The organism is Streptomyces sp. SDT5-1 (assembly GCF_052245995.1).
In the GTDB taxonomy this organism is placed as follows: domain Bacteria; phylum Actinomycetota; class Actinomycetes; order Streptomycetales; family Streptomycetaceae; genus Streptomyces.
The window spans coordinates 3,150,501-3,172,685 of record NZ_CM125963.1 but is presented as its reverse complement, the minus strand read 5'-3'; the positions used below and the strand labels follow the sequence as shown (position 1 = coordinate 3,172,685).

The window sequence follows — 22,185 nt, the reverse complement described above, 5'->3', positions numbered from 1 at the left end:
GAGAACAGCGCAGGCCAGGGTTACGACACGCCGAAACGCGCCGCCAATGTGGCACGCTGCTCGCGGACGAACCCGGCATTCACCGCCGAACCGTGCCCGGGAACGTACACCGCGTCCTCGCCCCCGAGGTCCAGCAGCCGGTCGAGCGCCGCCGACCAGTGCCGCGGCGCCGCGTCGGGCCCCGCCTGCGGCTCGCCCGACTCCTCCACCAGGTCACCGCAGAACACGACCTCGGGCCGCCCCGACGAGCCCCCCGGCACGAGGACCGCCAGATCGTGGCCCGTGTGCGCCGGACCGACGTTCGCGAGCAGCACCGTCAGCCCACCACCCAGGTCCAGCGTCCACTCCCCGCACACCCGGTGCGGCGGACCGACGAGCACGTCGACCGCCTCCTCCGCCGCGTCCGGCGCGACCCCGTGCCGCACCGCGTCCGCGCGCAGCTCATCCGCGCCGCGCTCGAAGACGACGTCGATGCCCACCGCCCCGTACACCTCGACCCCCGCGAACGCGCCCGTACCGAGCACATGGTCGAAGTGCGGATGGGTCAGAGCGACATGCGTCACTCTCCGGCCGGGACCGAGCAGCGCGCGCGTGTCGGCGCGCAGCCGGGCGCCTTCACGCAGTGAGGATCCGGTGTCGATCAGGAGCGCCGCGTCTTCACCCACGACGAGGCCGCTGGTGCAGTCCAGGCCGGGCAGCCGCACCCGCCCCACGTTCGGCGCCAGCTCCTCCCAGCCGGAAGCGGCCCAGTCGACCCGGTCGATACGTCGCGCGAGCTCCATACCCCGACGCTAGCGCCCTTGCCGGGCCCGTACCCACCGGCCGTACACTGAGCCGGGGACGATTGGCACTCGCCGACAGTGAGTGCCAAAGCAGGAAGATCGCAACGGCTGTTTCTGGAGGTGCGCGCCATGCTCAGTGAACGCAGGCTCGAAGTGCTGCGCGCCATCGTCCAGGACTATGTCGGCACCGAGGAGCCGGTCGGTTCCAAGGCGCTCACCGAGCGGCACAAGCTCGGCGTCTCACCGGCGACCGTGCGCAACGACATGGCTGTCCTGGAGGACGAGGGATTCATCGCCCAGCCGCACACCAGTGCCGGGCGGATCCCCACGGACAAGGGCTACCGCCTGTTCGTCGACAAGCTCACCGCCGTCAAGCCGATGACGGCCCCCGAGAAGCGCGCCATCCAGAACTTCCTGGACGGCGCCGTCGACCTCGACGACGTCGTCGGCCGCACCGTGCGGCTGCTCGCGCAGCTCACGCGGCAGGTGGCGATCGTCCAGTACCCGTCCCTGACCCGGTCCACCGTGCGCCATGTCGAGCTGCTCTCGCTGGCGCCCGCCCGTCTGATGCTCGTGCTGATCACGGACACCGGGCGTGTGGAGCAGCGGATGATCGACTGTCCCGCGCCGTTCGGCGAGGCGTCCCTGGCGGATCTGCGGGCCCGGCTGAACAGCCGCGTCGCGTCCCGCCGTTTCACGGACGTGCCGCAGCTGGTGCAGGACCTCCCCGAGGCCTTCGAGCAGGAGGACCGGGGTACGGTCTCCACGGTGCTCTCCACTCTGCTGGAGACGCTCGTCGAGGAGACGGAGGAGCGGTTGATGATCGGCGGCACCGCCAATCTCACCCGCTTCGGACATGACTTTCCCCTCACCATTCGTCCGGTGCTCGAGGCTCTCGAAGAGCAGGTCGTGCTCCTCAAGTTGCTTGGTGAGGTCGGAGATTCGGGCATGGCCGTACGGATCGGTCACGAGAACGCCCACGAAGGACTCAACTCCACGTCCGTCGTCTCCGTCGGCTACGGTTCGGGCGGCGAGGCAGTCGCCAAGCTGGGTGTCGTCGGACCGACACGCATGGATTACCCGGGAACGATGGGAGCAGTACGCGCAGTGGCACGTTACGTCGGACAGATCCTGGCGGAGTCGTAAGTGGCCACGGACTACTACGCCGTACTCGGCGTGCGCCGCGACGCTTCCCAGGACGAGATCAAGAAGGCCTTTCGAAGGCTTGCGCGTGAGCTTCACCCGGATGTGAATCCGGACCCGAAGACTCAGGAGCGCTTCAAGGAGATCAACGCCGCCTACGAGGTGCTCTCCGACCCGCAGAAGAAGCAGGTCTACGACCTCGGGGGCGACCCCCTGTCGCAGGGCGGCGGAGGCGGCGGGGCCGGTGGCTTCGGCGCCGGCGGCTTCGGCAACTTCTCCGACATCATGGACGCCTTCTTCGGTACGGCGTCGCAGCGCGGGCCCCGGTCCCGTACGCGGCGCGGCCAGGACGCCATGATCCGGCTGGAGGTCGAGCTCGACGAGGCGGCCTTCGGCACGACCAAGGACATCCAGGTCGACACCGCCGTGGTGTGCACGACGTGCAGCGGAGAGGGCGCCGCGCCCGGCACCTCCGCCCAGACCTGTGACATGTGTCGCGGTCGGGGCGAGGTCTCGCAGGTCACGCGGTCCTTCCTCGGCCAGGTCATGACGTCGCGGCCGTGCCCGCAGTGTCAGGGCTTCGGCACGGTGGTCCCGACCCCGTGCCCCGAGTGCGCCGGTGACGGCCGCATCCGCTCCCGTCGCACGCTGACGGTGAAGATCCCGGCCGGTGTCGACAACGGCACGCGGATCCAGCTCGCGGGCGAGGGCGAGGTCGGACCCGGTGGCGGTCCCGCCGGTGACCTCTACGTCGAGATCCACGAGCTGCCGCATCCGACCTTCCAGCGGCGCGGGGACGACCTGCACTGCACGGTGACCATTCCGATGACGGCGGCGGCGCTCGGTACGAAGGTGCCGCTCGAGACGCTCGACGGCATGGAGGAGATCGACATCCGGCCGGGCACGCAGTCCGGTCAGTCGGTTCCGCTGCACGGGCGCGGTGTCACGCATCTGCGGGGCGGCGGCCGCGGTGACCTCATCGTGCACGTCGAGGTCACGACGCCGCAGAAGCTGGATCCGGAGCAGGAGCGGGTGCTGCGTGAGCTGGCGAAGCTGCGGGGCGAGGAGCGGCCCACGGGCCAGTTCCAGCCCGGCCAGCAGGGACTCTTCTCCCGCCTGAAGGACGCGTTCAACGGCCGCTGAGCCGTTGGCCCCACGGCGGGTGGGGTCGCGCGGCGGTGCCGCGCGACCCCACCCGCCGTTTCCATTGCCCGGCACCGGTACCGGGGTACCGGGGTCTCTGCCGTGGCTGGGGCCACCGCCCCGCTCACGCGGCACCGGGTCCTGGGGCCTGTGCCGGGGTCGGCGCCCTTCGCGGGTGCGGCCTGCACCGGGGTGCGCCTGACGAAGGTGCGGCCTGCACCGTGCGTCGCCTTGCCCACACGTGACCGGGGCCCGTCGTCCGGTTGCGCGGCGTCCTGCTTCCCGGCTGTACCGGGGGCGACGCCTGCCGTGGCACCTGTGCCGCACCTCGGCCTGTCCCCGTTTCCCGCCCAATTTCCCGCCCGCCCGCCCCCTCCGGGGGCTCGGCCCCCGTGGGCCCGGTGTCCGTGTCGGGGTGGGCGCTGGATGCGGGTGCGACCTGCGTCGGGGTTTACGTCGACCGGGGTGCGCCTGACGAAGGTGCGGCCTGCACCGGGCCGCCTTGCCCTCACGTGACCGGGGCCCGTCGTCCGGTTGCGCGGCACCGCGATGCCCGGCTGCACCGGGGTCGACGCCTGCCGTGGCACGCGTGCCGCACCTCGGTCTGCCCCGGTTGCCCGCCTGTCTCCCGCCCTCCCGCCCCCTCCGGGGGCTCGGCCCCCGTGGGCCCGGTGTCCGTGTCGGGGTGGACGCCCTGACATGGGTGCGGCCTGCGCCGGGGTTTTACGTCGACCGTGGTCGACGCCTTCCGCGAGTGCACCCTGCACCGGGCGCCGCCTTGCCCACCCTGCCGCCCAAGGCGGCATGTTGCCCAAGGCGGTGTCGGCTGCCCGTCAGGGCGGGTGGGCCGTTCCGGCGGCCGTTTGCCCGAGGCGAGTCCCGGTCGGCCGCAATGGGCGGGTGCGCCGTTCCGGCGGCCGTTTGCCCGAGGCGAGTCCCGGTCGGCCGCCATGGGTGCGGGGCCGTCCCCGTGGCCGCTTGTCCGGGGCGGGTCACGGTCGACCCAATGGGTGGGCAACCCGTTCCGGCGGTTGCTCGCCTGCGGCGTGGTGCGGTCGACCGCAACGGGTGGGAAGCCGTCGCGGTGGTCGCTTGCCCAAGGCGCGGTCCGGTCGACCGCAACGGTGCGGGTGGCGCTCGCCTGCGGCGCGGTGCGGTCGACCGCAACGGGTGGGAAGCCGTCGCGGCGGGCGCTTGCCCAAGGCGCGGTCCGGTCGACCGCAGCGGTGCGGGCGACGCTCACCCGCGGCGCGGCGCGGACAACCGCAACCGTTGCGGTCCCCCGGGGAGCCGACGCCCCCGGAGGGGGCGGGTGGGTGGGAAATTGAGCGGCGGAGTCGAAGCGGTGGGTCAGGCAACGGGGCGCCTGTTGGGGCGGCGCAGGCAGGTGAATCGAGTCCCTGCGGCGATTGAGCAGCAGGGGCCGGGGCGGAGCCCCGTGGCGTAGGAACGGGTGGCCGGATGGAGACGGTGGGCCGGTGTCAAAGGGCGTGGCCCGTGGGGCCGGGCCCCCGGAGGGGGGAAATTGGGCGGCGGAGTGCGGGTGAGTAATCCGAGGAGCAATCCGAGCCCCTGCGGCGATTGAGCAGCGGGGGCCGGGGGCGGAAGTCCGACGCGGAGGGCACGGTGGGCCGGAGCGTGCGGATTCGGTGGGGTGAGGGGGACGTGGGACGATGCACGGTATGGCTTCCGCGGTGACCGATCTCTGCTCACATCCGATCGTGCAGGCCCCCATGGCCGGCGGCGCCTCGCAACCCGCGCTGGTCGCCGCGGTCGCCGAAGCCGGCGCCCTCGGCTTCCTCGCCGCCGGTTACAAGACGGCCGACGGGATGTACCAGGAGATCAAGCAGGTACGGGCGCTCACCGGCCGCCCCTTCGGCGTCAACCTCTTCATGCCGCAGACGGAACACCCGGACCCCGCCGCCGTGGAGGTCTACCGCAACCAGCTCGCCGGTGAGGCCACCTGGTACCGCACCCCGCTCGGCGACACCGACAGCTGCGGCGACGACGGCTACGACGCCAAGCTCGCGATCCTCGCCGACGACCCCGTCCCCCTGGTCACCTTCACCTTCGGCTGCCCCCGCCGCCAGGTCGTGCAGGCGCTGCAACGCGTCGGCACCCTCGTCGGCGTCACGGTCACGACCGCGGAGGAGGCGCAGGCCGCTCAGGAGGCGGGCGCCGACCTGGTCTGCGTACAGGGCATCGAGGCCGGAGGCCACCAGGGAACGCACCGGGACAACCCGGAGGCCGACGGCTCCGGCATCGGCCTGCTCGCCCTGATCGCACAGGTCCGCGAGGCCGTGCAGCTGCCCATCATCGCCGCCGGCGGCATCATGCGGGGCGCCCAGATCGCCGCGGTGCTCGCGGCCGGCGCCGACCTCGCCCAGCTCGGCACCGCGTTCCTGGTCACCCCGGAGTCCGGCGCCCCCGAACCCCACAAGCAGGCCATGACCGATCCGCTGTTCACCCGCACCGAACTGACCCGCGCCTTCTCGGGCCGCCCCGCCCGCGGCCTCGTCAACCGGTTCCTGCGCGAGCACGGCCCGTACGCCCCGGCGGCGTACCCGCAGATCCACCACATGACGTCGCCGCTGCGGAAGGCCGCGGCGAAGGCGGGCGACCCGCAGGGCATGGCCCTGTGGGCGGGCCAGGGCCACCGGCTCGTCCGCGAGCTGCCCGCCGGGCAGCTGGTGGAGGTGCTCGCCGCCGAACTCGATTCCGCGAAGGCCGCGTTGACGCAGCGAGGTGCCGCCTGATGACCGCTCCGGTTTTCGTCGTCGAGGGCCCCGTCCCCTCCGACCGCGCCTACGTGCTCGAAGGGCCCGAGGGGCGGCACGCCGTCTCCGTGAAGCGGCTGCGGGCCGGGGAGGCCGTCACCCTCACCGACGGCCTCGGCTCGTGGTGCGAGGCCGTCGTCACCGGTGCCGAGGGCAAGGACCGGCTCCTCGTCGACGCGGGCCCCGCCCACGTGGAGCCCGCGGAGGCGCCCCGGATCACCGTCGTACAGGCGCTGCCCAAGGGCGACCGCGGCGAGCTGGCCGTGGAGACCATGACGGAGACCGGCGTCGACGCGATCGTGCCGTGGTCCGCGTCCCGCTGCATCACGCAGTGGCGCGGCGACCGCGGCCTCAAGGCCCTCGGCAAGTGGCGGGCCACCGCGCGCGAGGCGGGCAAGCAGTCGCGGCGGGTGCGGTTTCCGGTCGTCGAGGACGCCGCGACGACGAAGGAGGTCGCCGCGCTGCTCGCGGAGGCGGATTTCGCCGCCGTGCTGCACGAGGACCGTGACGCCCCGAGCGGTGCCCTTGCCTCGGCCGAACTCCCGGACAGCGGCGAGATCGTGCTCGTCGTCGGGCCCGAAGGCGGCGTCTCGCCCGAGGAGTTGGCGGTGTTCGAGGAGGCTGGGGCCCGCCCGTTCCGCCTGGGCCGCAGCGTGCTGCGCACGTCCACGGCCGGCACGGCGGCGGTCGCGCTGCTGCTCGGCCGCACGGGCCGCTGGGGCTAGCCCCCCACCAAAAAGGGCAGCCGCGCCACAGTGGCTGCAACCGCACTACCGCCCCCGTGCGCCCGCTGGCATTCTGCCGTGCATGCGGGGAATGAGGGGGTTCGGCGGGCTCGTCCTGGTCGCTGCCGTCGTCGCCACCGGCGTCGCGTGCCAGCCGGTGGACGGCGATCTCAGCCCGTCCGAGGTCGCGGCCACCACCGACCAGCAGGCCACCGCCGAGCTGGACCGGCAGCACGCCAAGGTGGCCTGGCTCAGCTGCACCGCCGCGTACAGCGGGCCCACGGCCTCCGGCGAGTCCGCGCCCAGCGAGGTGAAGGTCGACTGCCGGGGGAAGACGAAGGACGGCAAGGAGATCACCGTGCAGGGCTGGGTGTACGGGGTGGTCTCCGGCAAGTGCGTCCGCGGCAAGACCATCGCGCGCGTCGACGGCAAGGTGTGGTTCAGCTACGCCGTGCTCGGCAACTGCGCCTCCACCGAAGGCCCTTCGGCCCCGCAGGACTCGGGAAAACCCGCACCGTCGGAGGACCCGGAACCGCAGCAGCCCGCACCCGGCGCCACCGTCACGGTCACCGAGACCGTCACCGTCACGGCGCCGCCACCCACTTTTCAAGGCAAGTGATCAGACCGGCTGACGTGGGGCGCGACCGATTTTAGGCTGGTCGGGTGACGACTCCTGCGTACCTCCGTTTCCCGCACCTGCACGGCGAGTTGGTGGTCTTCACCGCCGAGGACGACGTGTGGGCGGCGCCCCTCGACGGCGGCCGCGCCTGGCGGGTGAGCGCCGACAACATGCCCGTCGGACACCCCAGGATCTCCCCGGACGGCGAGACGGTCGCCTGGACCTCGCGCCGCGACGGAGCGCCCGAGGTGCACATCGCCCCGGTGGCGGGAGGGCCTTCCAAACGCCTGACGCACTGGGGCAGTTGGGTCACGCACGTACGCGGCTGGATGCCCGACGGGCGGGTGCTCGCCCTCTCCACGCACGGCCAGGCCTCACTGCGCCGCAGCTGGGCACGGGCGGTCCCGCTGGACGGCGGCCCCGCGGAGATCCTGCCGTACGGGCCCGTGGGCGGCGTCGCGTTCGGCCCCGAGTCACAGGTGCTGCTGCTGTCCGCGCCGATGGGCCGGGAGGCCGCCTGGTGGAAGCGGTACCGGGGCGGCACCGCGGGCAAGCTGTGGATCGACCGGACGGGCGGCGGCGACTTCGAGCGCCTGCACGCGGACCTCGACGGAAACATCGAGTACCCGCTGTGGGTCGGCGAGCGCGTCGCGTTCCTCTCCGACCACGAGGGCGTCGGCGCCCTCTACTCCTCGCTGCCCGACGGCTCCGACCTGCGGCGGCACAGCGCGGTGGACGGTTTCTACGCGCGGCACGCCGCCACCGACGGCGCCCGCGTCGTGTACGCGAGCGCCGGTGAGCTGTGGCTCGTCGAGAGCCTGGACGAGGGCGTGGAGCCGCGCCGCCTCGACATCCGCCTCGGCGGGCAGCGCGCCGACCTCCAGCCGCGCCCCGTCGACGCCGCGAACTGGTTCGGCGCCGCGTCCCCCGACCACACGGGCCGCGGCAGCGCCGTCAACGTGCGCGGCGCCGTGCACTGGGTGACCCACCGCGCGGGCCCGTCCCGCGCGCTCGCCGCCGAACCGGGCGTACGGGCCCGGCTCCCGCACACCTTCCGCGTCGACGGCGAGGAACACGTCGTGTGGGTGACGGACGCCGAGGGCGACGACGCCCTGGAGTTCGCGCCCGCCACCGGGGCCGCGCCCGGCGCCACCCCGCGCAGGCTCGGCGCCGGACGCCTCGGCCGGGTGCTCGCCCTCACGGTGGCGCCCGACGGCGGCCGGGTCGCCGTGGCCTCCCACGACGGCCGGATCCTGCTCGTCGAGCGCGACAGCGGCGACGTACGCGAAGTGGACCGCAGCGAGGACGGGAACGCCACCGGCCTCGCGTTCTCCCCGGACTCGGCGTGGCTCGCCTGGTCGCACCCGGGACCGCACGACCTGCGTCAGCTCAAGCTCGCCAACACCACCGACCTGTCCGTCAGCGAGGCGACCCCGCTCCGCTTCCGCGACTGGGCGCCCGCGTTCACGCTCGACGGCAAGCACCTCGCCTTCCTGTCGGCACGCTCCTTCGACCCCGTCTACGACGAGCACGCCTTCGACCTTGCGTTCGTCAGCGGCTCGCGGCCGCACCTGATCACGCTCGCCGCGACGACGCCCTCGCCGTTCGGGCCGCAGCGGCACGGCCGCGCCTTCGACACCCCCGACGCGCCGGGCGCCGAGACCCCCGACAGCGAGGGCGCGCCCGTCACCCGCGTCGACCTGGAGGGGCTGCTCGACCGGATCGTGCCGTTCCCCGTGGAGGCCGCCCGCTACTCGCGGCTGCGGACCGCCAAGGACGGCGTGCTGTGGCTGCGGCACCCGGTGCGCGGCGTCCTCGGCGACTCCCGCGCAGGTCTCGACGCGCCGGAGCCCAAGAACCGCCTGGAGCGCTACGACTTCGTGCAGCAGCGCGTCGAGGAGATCGGCTCCGACGCCGACCACTTCGAGGTCACCGGCGACGGCAAGCGGGTCCTGCTGTGGACGGGCGAGGTCCTGAAGGTCGTCCCCAGCGACCGGCGGCCCGCGCACGACGACGACAGCGACACGAACATCACCGTCGACCTCTCCCGCGTCAGCCAGACCGTCGACCCGGCGGCCGAGTGGCGGCAGATGTACGACGAGGCCGGGCGCCTCATGCGGGACAACTTCTGGCGCGCCGACCTGAACGGCGTCGACTGGGACGGGGTCCTCGACCGGTACCGGCCCGTCCTCGACCGGGTCGCCACCCACGACGACCTCGTCGACCTGCTGTGGGAGGTGCAGGGCGAGCTGGGGACCTCGCACGCGTACGTGACACCGAGGGGCGGCCGGGGCTCCGCCGCGCGGCGGCAGGGCCTGCTCGGGGCGGACATCTCCCGCCACGACGACGGCAGTTGGCGGGTCGACCGGGTGCTGCCCTCGGAGACCTCCGACCCGCGGGCCCGCTCCCCGCTTGCCGCGCCCGGCGTCGCCGTGCGGGCCGGCGACACGATCGTCGCGGTGGGCGGCAGGCCGGTCGACCCGGTGACGGGGCCCGCGCCGCTGCTGGTCGGCACGGCGGACAAGCCCGTCGAGCTGACGGTGTCGCCCGCGGGCGGCGGCGATCCGCGGCACGTCGTCGTGGTGCCGCTCGACGACGAGGAACCGCTGCGGTACCACGCGTGGGTCGCGGACCGGAGGGCGTACGTCCACGAGACGTCGGAGGGGCGGCTCGGGTACCTCCACGTACCGGACATGCAGGCGCCCGGCTGGGCGCAGATCCACCGGGACCTCAGCGTCGAGGTGGCGCGCGAGGGACTCGTCGTGGACGTGCGGGAGAACCGGGGCGGGCACACGTCGCAGCTCGTCGTCGAGAAGCTGGCCCGCCGCGTCGTGGGCTGGGACCTGCCGCGCGACAGCCGCCCCTTCACGTACCCGATGGACGCGCCGCGCGGCCCGGTCGTCGCGGTGGCCAACGAGTTCTCCGGCTCGGACGGCGACATCGTGAACGCGGCGATCAAGGCCCTCGGCATCGGTCCCGTGGTGGGCGTACGCACCTGGGGCGGCGTCATCGGCATCGACAGCCGGTACCGCCTGGTGGACGGCACGCTCGTCACGCAGCCCAAGTACGCCACGTGGATGGAGGGTTACGGCTGGGGCCTCGAGAACCACGGCGTGGACCCGGATGTGGAGGTGGTCCTCACCCCGCAGGACGCGGCGGCGGGCCGCGACCCGCAACTCGACGAGGCCATCCGTATCGCGTTGGCGGCGCTTGCGGAGAACCCGGCGAAGTCCGCGCCGACGCTGCCGCGGGCTTCAGCGGAGTAGTGGTTGACGTCTCGGGGCTCTGCCCCGGACCCCGCGCCTCAATCGCCGGCGGGGCTTGATTTTCAAGCCCCGCCGGCGATTGAGGCGCGGGGGGCTGGGGGCGGAGCCCCCGGGGCGCGACCCCGTGGGGGCGAGATCGATACGATGCGGTCATGGATGACTGCCTGTTCTGCAAGATCGCCAACGGCGATGTCCCCGCCACCCTGGTCCGTGAGACCGAGACCACCGTCGCGTTCCGGGACATCAACCCCCAGGCCCCCACCCATGTCCTGGTCATCCCGCGCGTCCACCACCCCGACGCCGCCTCCCTCGCCGCCGCCGAACCGGCCGTCGCCGCCGACGTGCTGCGCGAGGCCGGCGAGGTCGCGAAGGACGAGAAGCTGGACAGCTACCGGATCGTGTTCAACACCGGCAGCGGAGCGGGCCAGACCGTCTTCCACGCGCACGCCCACGTCCTCGGCGGCCGCGGCCTCCAGTGGCCCCCCGGATAACCGGTGTCCGTACGCGAATTCGTCGTGCTCGGCACCGCCAGCCAGGTGCCGACCCGACAGCGCAACCACAACGGCTATCTGCTCCGCTGGGACAGCGAGGGCATCCTCTTCGACCCCGGAGAGGGCACCCAGCGGCAGATGCTGCGCGCCGGCGTGGCCGCGCACGACCTGAACCGGCTCTGCGTCACCCACTTCCACGGCGACCACTCCCTCGGCCTCGCGGGCGTCATCCAGCGCATCAACCTCGACCGCGTCCCGCACCCGGTGACCGCCCACTACCCGGCCTCCGGACAGCGGTTCTTCGACCGGCTGCGGTACTCCACCGCCTACCGGGAGACCGTCGACATCGCGGAGGAACCGGTGACCGGTGAGGGCGCGGTCCTCGCCGACACCCCCGCGTACCGCCTGGAGGCCCGCCGCCTCTCGCACCCCGTCGAGTCGTACGGCTACCGGCTCGTCGAGCCCGACGGGCGCCGCATGCTGCCCGAGCGGCTCGCCGCGCACGGCATCAAGGGGCCCGACGTGGGCCGGCTCCAGAAGGAGGGCGCCCTCAACGGGGTCACGCTCGACGAGGTGAGCGAGGTGCGGCGCGGGCAGCGCGTCGCGTTCGTGATGGACACCCGGCTCTGCGACGGCGTGGACGCGCTCGCCGACGGCTGCGATCTGCTCGTCATCGAGTCGACGTTCCTGGACGAGGACGTCCAACTGGCCACCGACCACGGCCATCTGACCGCGGGTCAGGCCGCCCGCGTTGCCCGCGACGCCGGGGTGCGGCACCTCGTCCTCACCCACTTCAGCCAGCGCTACACCGACCCGGAGGAGTTCGCCAGGCAGGCCCGCGCCGCCGGGTTCGACGGGGAGCTGACGGTCGCCCGCGACCTGGACCGCGTCCCGGTGCCGAAGCGTCGCTGAGCCGGACGCTCCACCCCTGCGTACGCTGGTCGGATGTCACTCGCACCACTCGCGCGCATCCCCAAGGCCGAGCTCCACCTGCACATCGAAGGCACCCTCGAACCCGAGCTCGCCTTCGAACTCGCCCGCCGCAACGGCATCACCCTGCCGTACGCCGACACCGAGGCCCTGCGGAAGGCGTATCTCTTCGCCGACCTGCAGTCCTTCCTCGATCTCTACTACTCGCTGATGGCCGTCCTCGTCACCGAGGACGACTTCGAGGCGCTCGCCGACGCCTACCTCGCGCGCGCCGCCGAGCAGGGCGTCCGGCACGCCGAGATCTTCTTCGACCCGCAGGCGCACGCGGCGCGCGGTGTCGCCATGGGCACCGTCGTCGAGGGCCTGCACCGGGCGCTCGCGCGCAGCGAGGAGCGGCACGGGATCTCGACGAAGCTCATCATGTGCTTCCTGCGCGACCAGTCGGCCGAGTCGGCGATGGAGACCCTGGAGGCCGCCAAGCCGTACCTCGACCGGATCGTCGGCGTCGGCCTCGACTCCGCCGAGGTCGGCAACCCCGCCTCGAAGTTCCGCGAGGTGTACGAGGCCGCGGGCGCGCTCGGCCTGCGCAAGGTCGCGCACGCGGGCGAGGAGGGCGACCCGTCGTACGTGTGGGAGGCCCTCGACCTGCTCGGCGTCGAGCGCGTCGACCACGGCCTGCGGTCCCTGGAGGACCCGGCGCTGGTGGAGCGCCTCGTACGGGACCGGATCCCGCTCACCCTGTGCCCCCTGTCGAACGTGCGGCTGCGCGCCATCGACGTACTGGAGGAGCACCCGCTGGTGAAGATGATGGACGCGGGCCTGCTGTGCACGGTCAACTCCGACGACCCGTCGTACTTCGGCGGCTACGTCGGCGACACCTTCCACGCCGTGCACGAGGCGCTCGCCCTCGACCACGGCCGAGTGCGGGAACTGGCCCGCAACTCGTTCGTGGCGTCCTTCCTGGAAGACGACGAGGAGCGCAGGGCGCGCTACATCGCCGAGGTCGAGGCGTACGAGCTGGACGACATCTCCGGCTGACCCTCCGCGCGGGGCTCCGGCTCGACACCGTCGGGGCCCACCGCGGTGAACTCCGTGTACACGGGCGTCTCCACGGTCGACTCGATGTCGAACAGCTCGACCACCGGCTGCTCGAGCACACCCGACGGCGGCACGATCGCGCCGACCGGGGCGCCGCTGTACCGGCGTGCCGCGCCCGCGAACAGCGGACGGCCACCCGTGTGCACGGCCACCGCCGTCAGCGGCACCGCGAGCAGCAGCAGGCCGACGGCGAGCACCGTGCCCATGACCGGGAAACCGGCCGATTCGGCGAGCGCGCTGCCGGCCAGCGGACCGCACGCCGTGCCCAGCGAGGACGCCACGCCGATCAGCACCGCCCAGCGGCCCCGCGCGTCGAGTGACGCCGCGAGCCCGAGGACGTACGACAGGACCACCGGGTACAGGGTGTTCCAGGCGATCTCGCCGGTGGCGAAGGAGCCGAGGCCGTCGGCGCGGGCGCTCAGCACGACACAGCAGGCGATGGCGACCGTGCCCGCGCCGATGGGCAGCGCGCGGCCCAGGCGGACGCCGACCGCGCCCGCGCCGATCACGCCGAGCAGCCCGACACCGAGGGCCACGGCGAACACCGAGCCGACCGTCACCTCGGACAGGCCGGCCTGTTCCGTGCCGATGCGGCTGCTGACGCCCCACAGCGCGTTCTGCGCCATCGACCAGCACACCAGTGTCGCCGCGAGCAGCAGGCCCGAACGGGCGTGGGGGAGCGGGGACTTGGGGGCGGCCGCCGCGCAGTTGTCCGGGGTCGCCGGGCCTTCCAGGCGGCTCGTCGCGGGCCACACCGTGAGCGCGGTGGCGGCGAGCGCGGCGAACGGCAGACCGTGCCCCTCGCTGATCCGTGGGATCGTCAGATACAGGGCGCCCGCGAGCGCCGACACGGTCAGCAGGCCGAGCGTCGACGCCCGGTGCGGATCCTTCTGGGCGGCGATCCCGGTGGCCGCGACCGCCGTCGCGGTGCCCGAGCCGAAGCCGCCGATCATCGCACCCGCGACGACCAGCGGGGTGGTGGTGGAGAGGGCCGCGAGGGCATAGCCGACGGCGGCCAGGAGCAGTCCGGCGCGGGCCGCGCGGCGGGCGCCGACCCGTTCGACACGGGCCGCGAGCGTGAGGCCCGCGGTGGCCGAGCTCAGCAGCAGGGCGCTGCCGACCAGACCGGCCTGAGTGGGGGAGAGCCGCAGGCTGTCGGCGACTCGGCCGACAACGGTGGGCAGCAGATAGGCGGCGAGGTAACCGGCCGTGAAGAGGGCGACGAGCGCGGGCCGGGACGTACGCGAGGACACGGGCGTTCCTAAGAACGGCCCCTCACCTTGGACGCTGTTTTGGGCAAGGGGGTGCTACGGCAGGGGAGTTGGGAGCGCGACGTCTTTGCGAACGGGACCGAACCGGGGACGTGGGCGCGGCCAATTTGTATCAAGGACGGAAGGCCCGCATGAAGGCGGGATCCTGTGACGCGTGACACATTTGGTTTGGGGGTGGTTTCGCCGGGCAGAAGAGGCGCTTTCCGCGGGCCTCTCAGCGCCAGTCGGGGATGCCGGAGGTGCCCCTGCGGGCCGTCGACTCGATCTTCGCGCGGGTCTCCCGCATGACCGTGACGATGCGCTCCTCGTGCTCCGGCGTCAGCCGCGCCACCGGCACCGAACAGCTGATGGCGTCCTGCGCCGGAGCCGCGTAACGCAGCGCGAAACCGAAGCCGACGAGACCGCGGACGCCCTCCTCGCGGTCCACCGCGTGGCCGCGCTCACGGATCACCGCGAGATCGGCGGCGAGCGCGTCGCGCGAGGTGTGCGTCCGCTCCGTGAACGGCGCGTACGGGCCGGGCGGCAGCTCGGCGTCCGGGCGCTCCGCGAGCAGCGCCTTGCCGAGCGCGCCGACGTGCGCCGGCAGCCTGCGGCCGACCCGGTTCAGGGTGCGCAGGTACTCGTGCGACTCGCGGGTCGCCAGATACGCCACGTCGAAGCCGTCGAGGCGGCCCAGGTGGACGGTCTCGCCGAGGGTGTCCGACGCCTCGTCGAGGAACGGGCGCACCGAGCGCACGTACGGGTCCGTGTCCAGATAGCTGGTGCCCGTCAGCAGGGCGCGGATGCCGATGCCGTAGAGCGAACCCGTGACGTCCGTGCGCACCCAGCCGCGCGCGATCAGCGTCTGGAGCAGCGCGTACATGGAGCTGCGCGGCACCCGGAGCTCGTCGGCCAGCTCCTGGAGGCGGGCCGGGCGGTCGCCGCGGGCCGCGAGCACGTCGAGCAGGTCGACGGTGCGGGCCGCCGACTTCACCTCGCGCACCCCGCGCGGCGGCTCGGTGGGCTCGCTCTGTGCCATGCGCCGATCGTAACGACCGGACGGGGCGGGTTCGTGACGGGTTGATGTCACCACCCGTCGTACGGGTTCCGGTCATGCACACTGTCCGGACCCGTACCACCCAGGGAGCGCGACGTGACCTCCACACGACCCAGAACGGACCCCCTCGCGGCGCTGCGCACGACGGCCGACCCGCCCTACGACGTGTACCTCACCGGCACGGTCTTCCTCGACATCGTCTTCACCGGACTCGACAGCGCGCCCGTGCGGGGGACGGAGTCGTGGGCGCGCGGCATGGGGTCGAGCCCCGGCGGGGTCGCGAACATGGCGACGGCGCTCGCCCGGCTCGGCCTGCGGACGTCGCTCGCCGCGGCGTTCGGAGACGACCACTACGGGGAGTACTGCTGGGACGCCCTCGAACAGGGCGAGGGCATCGACCTCAGCTACGCGCGCACGGTGCCGGGGTGGCACTCGCCGGTCACGGTGTCGATGGCGTACGAGGGTGAGCGCACCATGGTCAGCCACGGGCACGAGCCGCCGCCCGAGGAGCCCGCGCCGGACTGCCCGCCACGCGCGCGTGCCGCCGTCGCCTCGCTCACGCCCGGCATCGAGGAGCCGTGGGTCGCGACGGCCGCCCGGCACGGGACGCTGATCTTCGGCGACGTCGGCTGGGACGACACCGGGCGCTGGGACCTCGCGGCGCTGCCGGGGCTCGAGCACTGCGAGGCGTTCCTGCCGAACGCGGAGGAGGCGATGCGCTACACCCGTACCTCCTGTCCGCGCGCCGCCGCGCACGCGCTGGCCGAACACGTTCCGCTGGCCGTGGTGACGCTCGGGGCGGAAGGCGCGTACGCGGTGGACGGGCGGACCGGCGAGACGGCGTCCGTCCCGGCCATCGAGGTCGAGGCCCTCGACCCCACGGGGGCGGGGGACGTCTTCGTCGCCGGCTTCGTCACCGGCACCCTCGCCGGCTGGCCGCTCGCCGACCGCCTCGCCTTCGCGGGTCTCACCGCGGCGCTCTCCGTCCAGGAGTTCGGCGGCTCCCTGTCGGCACCCGGCTGGTCGGAGCTGGCGGTGTGGTGGAAGGAGGTCCGGTCGAACGACCACCAGAACCGCTCCGCCCTCGACCGCTACGCCTTCCTCGCCCCCCTCCTCCCCGACACCTCCCGCGCCTGGCCCCTGCGCCGCGCGGTCCCCACGATCGGCTTCGGCCGCACGACGTGACCCCCTCGGCGGGTGACCGGTGGGGGTGAAACCCGCTCGGCGTTGTCGGTGGTGCGCCGTACCCTTGGGCGTGGAGTACATCACCGCAGGCAGTCCCGTACGGGGAGGAAGCAAGGGCCACCGGCCCGGCTCATGACGCAGACACCATCCAGCGCCCGCGCACAGTTCACCGTCCCGCCGAAGCACCCCATGGTCGAGGTCCTCGGCTCCGGTGACGCGCTGTTGCGAGTGATCGAGAAGGCCTTCCCGGAGGCCGACATCCACGTCCGGGGCAATGAGATCAGCGCGACCGGGGAGCCGAGGGAAGTCGCCCTCATCCAGCGCCTGTTCGACGAGATGATGCTGGTACTGAGGACGGGGGCACCGATGACCGAGGACGCCGTGGAGCGTTCCATCGCCATGCTGAAGGCGGACGGAAGCGACGGCCAGGAGACGCCCGCCGAGGTCCTCACGCAGAACATCCTGTCGTCGCGCGGCCGCACCATCCGCCCCAAGACGCTGAACCAGAAGCGGTACGTCGACGCGATCGACAAGCACACCGTCGTCTTCGGCATCGGCCCCGCGGGCACAGGAAAGACCTACCTGGCGATGGCCAAGGCCGTGCAGGCCCTCCAGTCCAAGCAGGTCAACCGGATCATCCTGACCCGCCCCGCCGTGGAGGCGGGCGAGCGCCTCGGCTTCCTCCCGGGCACGCTCTACGAGAAGATCGACCCGTACCTGCGCCCGCTGTACGACGCCCTGCACGACATGCTCGACCCGGACTCCATCCCGCGCCTGATGGCCGCGGGGACCATCGAGGTCGCGCCGCTGGCCTACATGAGGGGCCGGACCCTCAATGACGCCTTCATCATCCTCGACGAGGCGCAGAACACCTCGCCCGAGCAGATGAAGATGTTCCTGACGCGCCTCGGGTTCGACTCGAAGATCGTCATCACCGGTGACGTGACGCAGGTCGACCTGCCGGGCGGCACGAAGAGCGGGCTGCGGCAGGTTCAGGACATCCTCGCGGACGTCGAGGACGTGCACTTCTCGCGGCTCAGCTCGCAGGATGTCGTCCGGCACAAGCTCGTCGGCCGTATCGTCGACGCGTACGAGAAGTACGACACCGAGCACGGCACGGAGAACGGCACCCGCAAGGGCCGTCCCAGAGGGAAGTAGAGAACCAACAGCGTCATGTCGATCGACGTCAACAACGAGTCCGGAACCGAGGTCGATGAGCAGGCGATCCTCGACATCGCCCGCTACGCCCTCGGCCGGATGCGGATCCACCCCCTGTCCGAGCTGTCCGTGATCGTGGTGGACTCCGACGCCATGGAGCAGCTGCACGTGCAGTGGATGGACCTGCCGGGGCCGACGGATGTCATGTCGTTCCCCATGGACGAGCTGCGCCCGCCGACGAAGGACGAGGAGGAGGCCCCGCAGGGTCTCCTCGGCGACATCGTGCTGTGCCCGGAGGTCGCGAAGAAGCAGGGCGAGGACGCGCCGACGCAGCACTCCATGGACGAGGAGCTCCAGCTCCTCACCGTGCACGGCGTGCTGCACCTGCTCGGGTACGACCACGAGGAGCCCGACGAGAAGGCCGAGATGTTCGGCCTCCAGGCGGGCATCGTGGACGGCTGGCGCGCGGAGCAGGGGCTGACGGGGCCGTCGCCGGCGCCGACCGTGTCATGAGCTTCTCGCTGATCGCCGGGGCGGTCGCCCTGGTCGTCGTCGCCTGGCTCGCCGCCTGCGCCGAGGCCGGCCTCGCCAGGGTGTCGAGCTTCCGCGCCGAGGAGGCGGTCCGCTCGGGTCGGCGCGGCAGCGCGAAGCTCGCGCAGGTCGCCGCCGACCCGACGCGCTATCTGAACGTGGCGCTGCTGGTCCGCGTCGCCTGCGAGATGGCCGCCGCGGCGCTCGTCACGTACGCGTGCCTGGAGGAGTTCACCGCGACGTGGGAGGCGCTGCTCGTCGCCATCGGCGTGATGGTCCTCGTCTCGTACGTGGCCGTGGGCGTGTCCCCGCGGACCATCGGCCGGCAGCATCCGCTGAACACCGCGACCGCGGCGGCGTACGTGCTGCTGCCGCTCGCCCGGATCATGGGCCCGATCCCGCCGCTCCTGATCCTCATCGGCAACGCGCTGACGCCCGGCAAGGGCTTCCGGCGCGGCCCGTTCGCCTCCGAGGCCGAGCTGCGGGCCATGGTCGACCTCGCCGAGAAGGAGTCCCTCATCGAGGACGAGGAGCGCCGCATGGTGCACTCCGTCTTCGAGCTGGGCGACACCCTGGTGCGCGAGGTGATGGTGCCGCGCACCGACCTCGTCGTCATCGAGCGGTACAAGACGATCCGGCAGGCGCTCACGCTCGCGCTGAGGTCGGGTTTCTCCCGCATTCCGGTGGTCGGCGAGAGCGAGGACGACGTCGTCGGCGTCGTCTACCTGAAGGACCTCGCGCGCAAGACGCACATCAACAGGGACGCCGAGGCCGAGCTGGTCTCCACGGCGATGCGGCCGGCGACGTTCGTCCCCGACACGAAGAACGCGGGCGATCTGCTGCGCGAGATGCAGCAGCTGCGCACGCACGTCGCCGTCGTCATCGACGAGTACGGCGGCACGGCCGGCATCGTCACCATCGAGGACATCCTCGAGGAGATCGTCGGCGAGATCACCGACGAGTACGACCGCGAGGTGTCGTCGGTGGAGGAGCTGGGCGACAACCGGTTCCGGGTGACCGCGCGGCTCGACATCGGCGACCTCGGTGAGCTGTACGGCATCGAGGAGTTCGACGACGAGGACGTGGAGACGGTCGGCGGGCTGCTCGCCAAGGCCCTCGGGCGTGTGCCGATCGCGGGCGCCTCGTCCGTGGTGGCGCTGCCGGACGGCCGGGAGCTGCGGCTCACCGCGGAGGCGGCGGCGGGCCGCCGGAACAAGATCGCGACGGTGCTCGCCGAGCCGGTCGGCGACCAGGAGAAGGAGATCGCCGGGTGACACCCCAGGAGCTGCGAGCGTTCTGCCTGTCGTTCAACGCGGCGGTGGAGGACTTCCCGTTCAACCCGGAGACCTCGGTCTTCAAGGTGCTCGGCAAGATGTTCGCGCTCTGTCACCTCGACGGCAGCCCGCTCACCATCAACCTGAAGTGCGACCCCGACGACGCGGTGCGGCTGCGCGGCGAGTACGAGGGCGTCATCGTGCCGGGCTGGCACATGAACAAGCGGCACTGGAACACGGTGACCGTGCACGAGCTCCCGGACCGTTTCGTCCGGGAGCTCGTCGAGGATTCGTACGACCTGGTGGTGGCGGGCCTGCCGCGCGCCGAGCGGCTGCGGCTCGACCGCGGCTAGGGCCCTAGCCGCGCCGCTTCCGCAGGCCGAGTGCCACCAGCGCCGCCGCCACCAGCACGATCGCCGCGTCCAGGGCGATCACGGTGTGCACGCCGGTCAGCAGGTCCGTGGACGTCGTCGCGAGGACGCCGAGCAGCGGGATGCCGACGGTGATGCCGACCTGCTGGGTCGAGGTGACGAGCCCGGTGGCCAGGCCCTGCTCCTCGTTCGGCACACCCGAGGTGACCGTGAGGCCGTACGAGATGATCGCGCCGAGGTGGAAGGCGCTGGCCAGCGAGACGCCGGCCGTCGCGAGCCAGACCGAGGCGCCGTCGGTGCCGATGCCCAGGAGCGCCGCGATCAGCAGGCCCTGCCCGACGAGAGAGCCGACGAGCGTGCGGCGGGCGCCGAGCCGGCCGACGACGCGGGGCGTGTACGCGCCCGCGACCACCGACAGGACACCCTGGACGCCGAAGACCAGACCGGTCTGGAAGGCCGACAGGCGCAGCACTTCCTGGAGGTACAGGGTCAGCACGAAGACGATCGTCGACATCATCGAGAAGGTGACGAGGCCGCCCAGGTTGCCCCAGGCGATGGTGCGGCGGCGCAGCATCGGCAGCGACACCAGCGGCTGGGCGCTGCGGGACTCGACGTAGCCGAACGCGGCGAGCAGGGCGAGGCCCGCGACGAGCGTGACCAGGACGTCGGCGCGGCCGAAGCCGACCTCGGCGGCCGTGGACAGCGCGTAGATGACGGCGAGCAGCCCGCCGGTGACGGTGACGGCGCCGGGCACGTCGAGGCGCGGGCGGTCCGGGGTGCGGGACTCGGGCAGCAGTCCGGGCGCGAGCGGGAGCACGACCACGGCGAACACGGTCAGCAGGCCCATCGTGGAGCGCCAGCCGAGCGCGTCCGTGAGGACCCCGCCGGCGACCATGCCGACCGTGAAACCGAGGGACATCAGGGTGCCGGAGATGCCGAGCGCCCGGTCCCGCTGCGGGCCCTCGGGGAACGTCGTCGTCAGCAGGGACATGCCGGTCGGCACGATCGCCGCCGCGCCCACGCCCTGCAGCGCGCGGCCGGTCAGGAACGACGCCGGGTCCCACGCGAACGTCGCGAGCAGCGAGGCCGCGCCGAACAGCGCGAGCCCGGACAGGAAGATCCGGCGCCGCCCGTACAGGTCGCCGATCCGACCGAAGAGCAGCAGGAAGCCGCCGGACGGGAGGGCGAAGGCGGTGACCGCCCACTGCAGCGCCGACGCGCTCATGCCGAGGTCGGGGCCGAGCACCGGCAGCGCCACGTTCAGCACGGAGAAGTCGAGCGCCACCATGAACTGGGCGGCGCAGAGGACGAAGAGGACGAGCTTGTCGCGCCGCGAGAGGCGGGGCGCCTGAGGGCTGGTGGCCTGGGTGGTGGCCGTCGGGGATGAGGTGTCGATCGCCATGGCCATGAGCCTCGTACGACCGGAATAACCGTGGAGAGTGGGAACTTATGCTGGTGGTCGCACCACCAGACAACGGGGGGAGTCTTACGTGGCCGAGAGCGCAGCGCTCAAGAAGCACCGGCTCAGCGAGCTGCGGGAGTTCCTGATGAGCCGCAGGGCGCGGGTCACGCCGGCCGAGGCGGGGCTGCCCGACGGTGGTGCCCGCAGGCGGACGCCCGGTCTGCGCCGCGAGGAGGTCGCCGTGCTCGCCGGGGTCGGCGCGTCCTGGTACCAGTGGCTGGAGCAGGGCCGGGACATCTCGGTGTCGCCGCAGGTCCTCGATTCGGTGGCGCGGGTGCTCAAGCTGACCAGCGCGGAGCGCAGGCATCTGTACGTGCTCGCGGGGCTCAACCCGCCCGCGTACGAGGTGGAGCCCGGTGACCAGCAGATGTGTGACGGGTTGCAGCGGCTGATCGACGCCTGGATGCCGTTCCCCGCGCACATCATGGACGCGTACTACAACTGCGTGATGTACAACGACGCGGCGGCGATGGTCCTCGGGATGCGCCCCGAGAACCGGCAGAACTGTGTCATCGACTTCTTCGTCGACCCCATCTACCGCTCCCGGAGCGGGAGTTGGGAGGAGAACGCGGCGACGGTCGTCGCCCAGTTCCGTGCCGCCTGCTCCGAGTGCCCCGACGACGAGGGGTTCCAGGAGGTCGTCGCCGAACTCAAGGAGCTGAGCCCGGAGTTCGTCGAGCTGTGGGAGCGCCGCGACATCAAGGCGCAGGGGCAGGTCCGCAAGGAGCTCACGCATCCCGTGGCCGGGGCGCTGCACCTGGAGTCGACCGCGATGAAGATCCCCGCACGGCCCGATCTGACGGTCGTGCTGCACACGCCGCTCGCCGAGGCGGACACCGCGGCGAAGCTGGAGTGGCTGGCCTCGCCGGAGGGGCGGCGCGGGGCGATGTATCCGGTGGCCGGGTGACGGGCCGGGCGGGCGT

The 22,185-nt window shown here is 72.6% G+C and carries 19 protein-coding genes; 15 read left to right on the top strand and 4 right to left on the bottom strand.

Annotated features, from left to right (window positions below; all coding sequences use genetic code 11):
- Positions 1-20: 20 nt before the first annotated feature.
- Positions 21-782, bottom strand: a complete 762-nt coding sequence (locus tag ACTWJ8_RS14835) for an MBL fold metallo-hydrolase (RefSeq protein ID WP_443264064.1) — start codon at positions 780-782, stop codon at positions 21-23.
- 129 nt (positions 783-911) lie between these two features.
- Here ACTWJ8_RS14835 and hrcA point away from each other — a divergent pair, with 129 nt between their 5' ends.
- The 9 genes from hrcA (at position 912) to ACTWJ8_RS14790 (ending at position 12,914) form a co-directional block, all read left to right on the top strand.
- Positions 912-1,928: a heat-inducible transcriptional repressor HrcA gene (gene hrcA, locus ACTWJ8_RS14830; protein ID WP_356377055.1), complete on the top strand. Its 1,017-nt coding sequence runs from the start codon at positions 912-914 to the stop codon at positions 1,926-1,928.
- The gene (dnaJ, locus tag ACTWJ8_RS14825; protein WP_356377058.1) at positions 1,929-3,068 is read left to right on the top strand and encodes a molecular chaperone DnaJ; all 1,140 of its coding nucleotides are present in this window, start codon (positions 1,929-1,931) and stop codon (positions 3,066-3,068) included.
- Between the two features lie 1,682 nt (positions 3,069-4,750).
- Positions 4,751-5,824 (top strand): nitronate monooxygenase, encoded by a 1,074-nt coding sequence (locus ACTWJ8_RS14820; protein WP_356377060.1) that lies wholly within the window; start codon positions 4,751-4,753, stop codon positions 5,822-5,824.
- Entirely contained in the window at positions 5,824-6,570 is a 747-nt protein-coding gene (locus tag ACTWJ8_RS14815; protein WP_356377063.1) for a 16S rRNA (uracil(1498)-N(3))-methyltransferase, read from the top strand. Before ACTWJ8_RS14820 ends, ACTWJ8_RS14815 begins: the two co-directional genes overlap by 1 nt.
- An 82-nt stretch (positions 6,571-6,652) precedes the next feature.
- The gene (locus ACTWJ8_RS14810) at positions 6,653-7,189 is read left to right on the top strand and encodes a hypothetical protein (protein WP_443264063.1); all 537 of its coding nucleotides are present in this window, start codon (positions 6,653-6,655) and stop codon (positions 7,187-7,189) included.
- Positions 7,190-7,233: 44 nt separating this feature from the next.
- A complete protein-coding gene (locus ACTWJ8_RS14805) occupies positions 7,234-10,455 on the top strand; it encodes a S41 family peptidase (RefSeq protein ID WP_443264062.1) in 3,222 nt (1,073 codons plus the stop codon).
- A 152-nt stretch (positions 10,456-10,607) separates the two neighbouring features.
- Positions 10,608-10,946: a histidine triad nucleotide-binding protein gene (locus ACTWJ8_RS14800; RefSeq protein ID WP_356377072.1), complete on the top strand. Its 339-nt coding sequence runs from the start codon at positions 10,608-10,610 to the stop codon at positions 10,944-10,946.
- 3 nt (positions 10,947-10,949) lie between these two features.
- Positions 10,950-11,858, top strand: coding sequence for a ribonuclease Z (locus ACTWJ8_RS14795; RefSeq protein ID WP_356377075.1), 909 nt, complete (start codon positions 10,950-10,952; stop codon positions 11,856-11,858).
- A 33-nt stretch (positions 11,859-11,891) separates the two neighbouring features.
- Entirely contained in the window at positions 11,892-12,914 is a 1,023-nt protein-coding gene (locus ACTWJ8_RS14790) for an adenosine deaminase (protein WP_443264061.1), read from the top strand.
- Here ACTWJ8_RS14790 and ACTWJ8_RS14785 read toward each other — a convergent pair.
- The gene (locus tag ACTWJ8_RS14785; RefSeq protein WP_443264060.1) at positions 12,866-14,227 is read right to left on the bottom strand and encodes an MFS transporter; all 1,362 of its coding nucleotides are present in this window, start codon (positions 14,225-14,227) and stop codon (positions 12,866-12,868) included. The two genes, ACTWJ8_RS14790 and ACTWJ8_RS14785, sit on opposite strands and share 49 nt — an antisense overlap.
- Before the next feature lie 232 nt (positions 14,228-14,459).
- Positions 14,460-15,263: an IclR family transcriptional regulator gene (locus tag ACTWJ8_RS14780; protein ID WP_356377084.1), complete on the bottom strand. Its 804-nt coding sequence runs from the start codon at positions 15,261-15,263 to the stop codon at positions 14,460-14,462.
- A 114-nt stretch (positions 15,264-15,377) separates the two neighbouring features.
- Here ACTWJ8_RS14780 and ACTWJ8_RS14775 point away from each other — a divergent pair, with 114 nt between their 5' ends.
- From ACTWJ8_RS14775 to ACTWJ8_RS14755, 5 genes are all read left to right on the top strand, one after another.
- Entirely contained in the window at positions 15,378-16,466 is a 1,089-nt protein-coding gene (locus ACTWJ8_RS14775) for a carbohydrate kinase family protein (protein ID WP_356377087.1), read from the top strand.
- 132 nt (positions 16,467-16,598) lie between these two features.
- Complete coding sequence (locus ACTWJ8_RS14770) at positions 16,599-17,624, top strand: PhoH family protein (protein ID WP_356377090.1); 1,026 nt, start codon at positions 16,599-16,601, stop codon at positions 17,622-17,624.
- A gap of 15 nt (positions 17,625-17,639) precedes the next feature.
- On the top strand, positions 17,640-18,137 hold the full coding sequence (gene ybeY / locus ACTWJ8_RS14765) for an rRNA maturation RNase YbeY (RefSeq protein WP_356377093.1): 498 nt from the start codon (positions 17,640-17,642) through the stop codon (positions 18,135-18,137).
- Positions 18,134-19,429, top strand: coding sequence for a hemolysin family protein (locus tag ACTWJ8_RS14760; protein WP_356377096.1), 1,296 nt, complete (start codon positions 18,134-18,136; stop codon positions 19,427-19,429). Before ybeY ends, ACTWJ8_RS14760 begins: the two co-directional genes overlap by 4 nt.
- Entirely contained in the window at positions 19,426-19,782 is a 357-nt protein-coding gene (locus ACTWJ8_RS14755; protein ID WP_356377099.1) for an MmcQ/YjbR family DNA-binding protein, read from the top strand. Before ACTWJ8_RS14760 ends, ACTWJ8_RS14755 begins: the two co-directional genes overlap by 4 nt.
- 4 nt (positions 19,783-19,786) lie before the next feature.
- Here ACTWJ8_RS14755 and ACTWJ8_RS14750 read toward each other — a convergent pair whose 3' ends face one another.
- Entirely contained in the window at positions 19,787-21,202 is a 1,416-nt protein-coding gene (locus tag ACTWJ8_RS14750) for an MFS transporter (RefSeq protein ID WP_356377102.1), read from the bottom strand.
- A 145-nt stretch (positions 21,203-21,347) separates the two neighbouring features.
- Between ACTWJ8_RS14750 and ACTWJ8_RS14745 the strand changes: the two genes are divergently transcribed.
- Positions 21,348-22,169: a helix-turn-helix transcriptional regulator gene (locus ACTWJ8_RS14745; protein ID WP_443264892.1), complete on the top strand. Its 822-nt coding sequence runs from the start codon at positions 21,348-21,350 to the stop codon at positions 22,167-22,169.
- Positions 22,170-22,185 lie beyond the last annotated feature (16 nt).

What these genes read in the sequence shown, in the direction of transcription:
- ACTWJ8_RS14835 (WP_443264064.1), bottom strand. Translation starts at nt 782, where the DNA reads ATGGAGCTCGCGCGACGTATCGACCGGGTCGACTGGGCCGCTTCCGGC.
- hrcA (WP_356377055.1), top strand. Translation starts at nt 912, where the DNA reads ATGCTCAGTGAACGCAGGCTCGAAGTGCTGCGCGCCATCGTCCAGGAC.
- ACTWJ8_RS14820 (WP_356377060.1), top strand. Translation starts at nt 4,751, where the DNA reads ATGGCTTCCGCGGTGACCGATCTCTGCTCACATCCGATCGTGCAGGCC.
- ACTWJ8_RS14815 (WP_356377063.1), top strand. Translation starts at nt 5,824, where the DNA reads ATGACCGCTCCGGTTTTCGTCGTCGAGGGCCCCGTCCCCTCCGACCGC.
- ACTWJ8_RS14810 (WP_443264063.1), top strand. Translation starts at nt 6,653, where the DNA reads ATGCGGGGAATGAGGGGGTTCGGCGGGCTCGTCCTGGTCGCTGCCGTC.
- ACTWJ8_RS14800 (WP_356377072.1), top strand. Translation starts at nt 10,608, where the DNA reads ATGGATGACTGCCTGTTCTGCAAGATCGCCAACGGCGATGTCCCCGCC.
- ACTWJ8_RS14790 (WP_443264061.1), top strand. Translation starts at nt 11,892, where the DNA reads ATGTCACTCGCACCACTCGCGCGCATCCCCAAGGCCGAGCTCCACCTG.
- ACTWJ8_RS14780 (WP_356377084.1), bottom strand. Translation starts at nt 15,263, where the DNA reads ATGGCACAGAGCGAGCCCACCGAGCCGCCGCGCGGGGTGCGCGAGGTG.
- ACTWJ8_RS14770 (WP_356377090.1), top strand. Translation starts at nt 16,599, where the DNA reads ATGACGCAGACACCATCCAGCGCCCGCGCACAGTTCACCGTCCCGCCG.
- ybeY (WP_356377093.1), top strand. Translation starts at nt 17,640, where the DNA reads ATGTCGATCGACGTCAACAACGAGTCCGGAACCGAGGTCGATGAGCAG.
- ACTWJ8_RS14760 (WP_356377096.1), top strand. Translation starts at nt 18,134, where the DNA reads ATGAGCTTCTCGCTGATCGCCGGGGCGGTCGCCCTGGTCGTCGTCGCC.
- ACTWJ8_RS14750 (WP_356377102.1), bottom strand. Translation starts at nt 21,202, where the DNA reads ATGGCGATCGACACCTCATCCCCGACGGCCACCACCCAGGCCACCAGC.
- ACTWJ8_RS14745 (WP_443264892.1), top strand. Translation starts at nt 21,348, where the DNA reads ATGAGCCGCAGGGCGCGGGTCACGCCGGCCGAGGCGGGGCTGCCCGAC.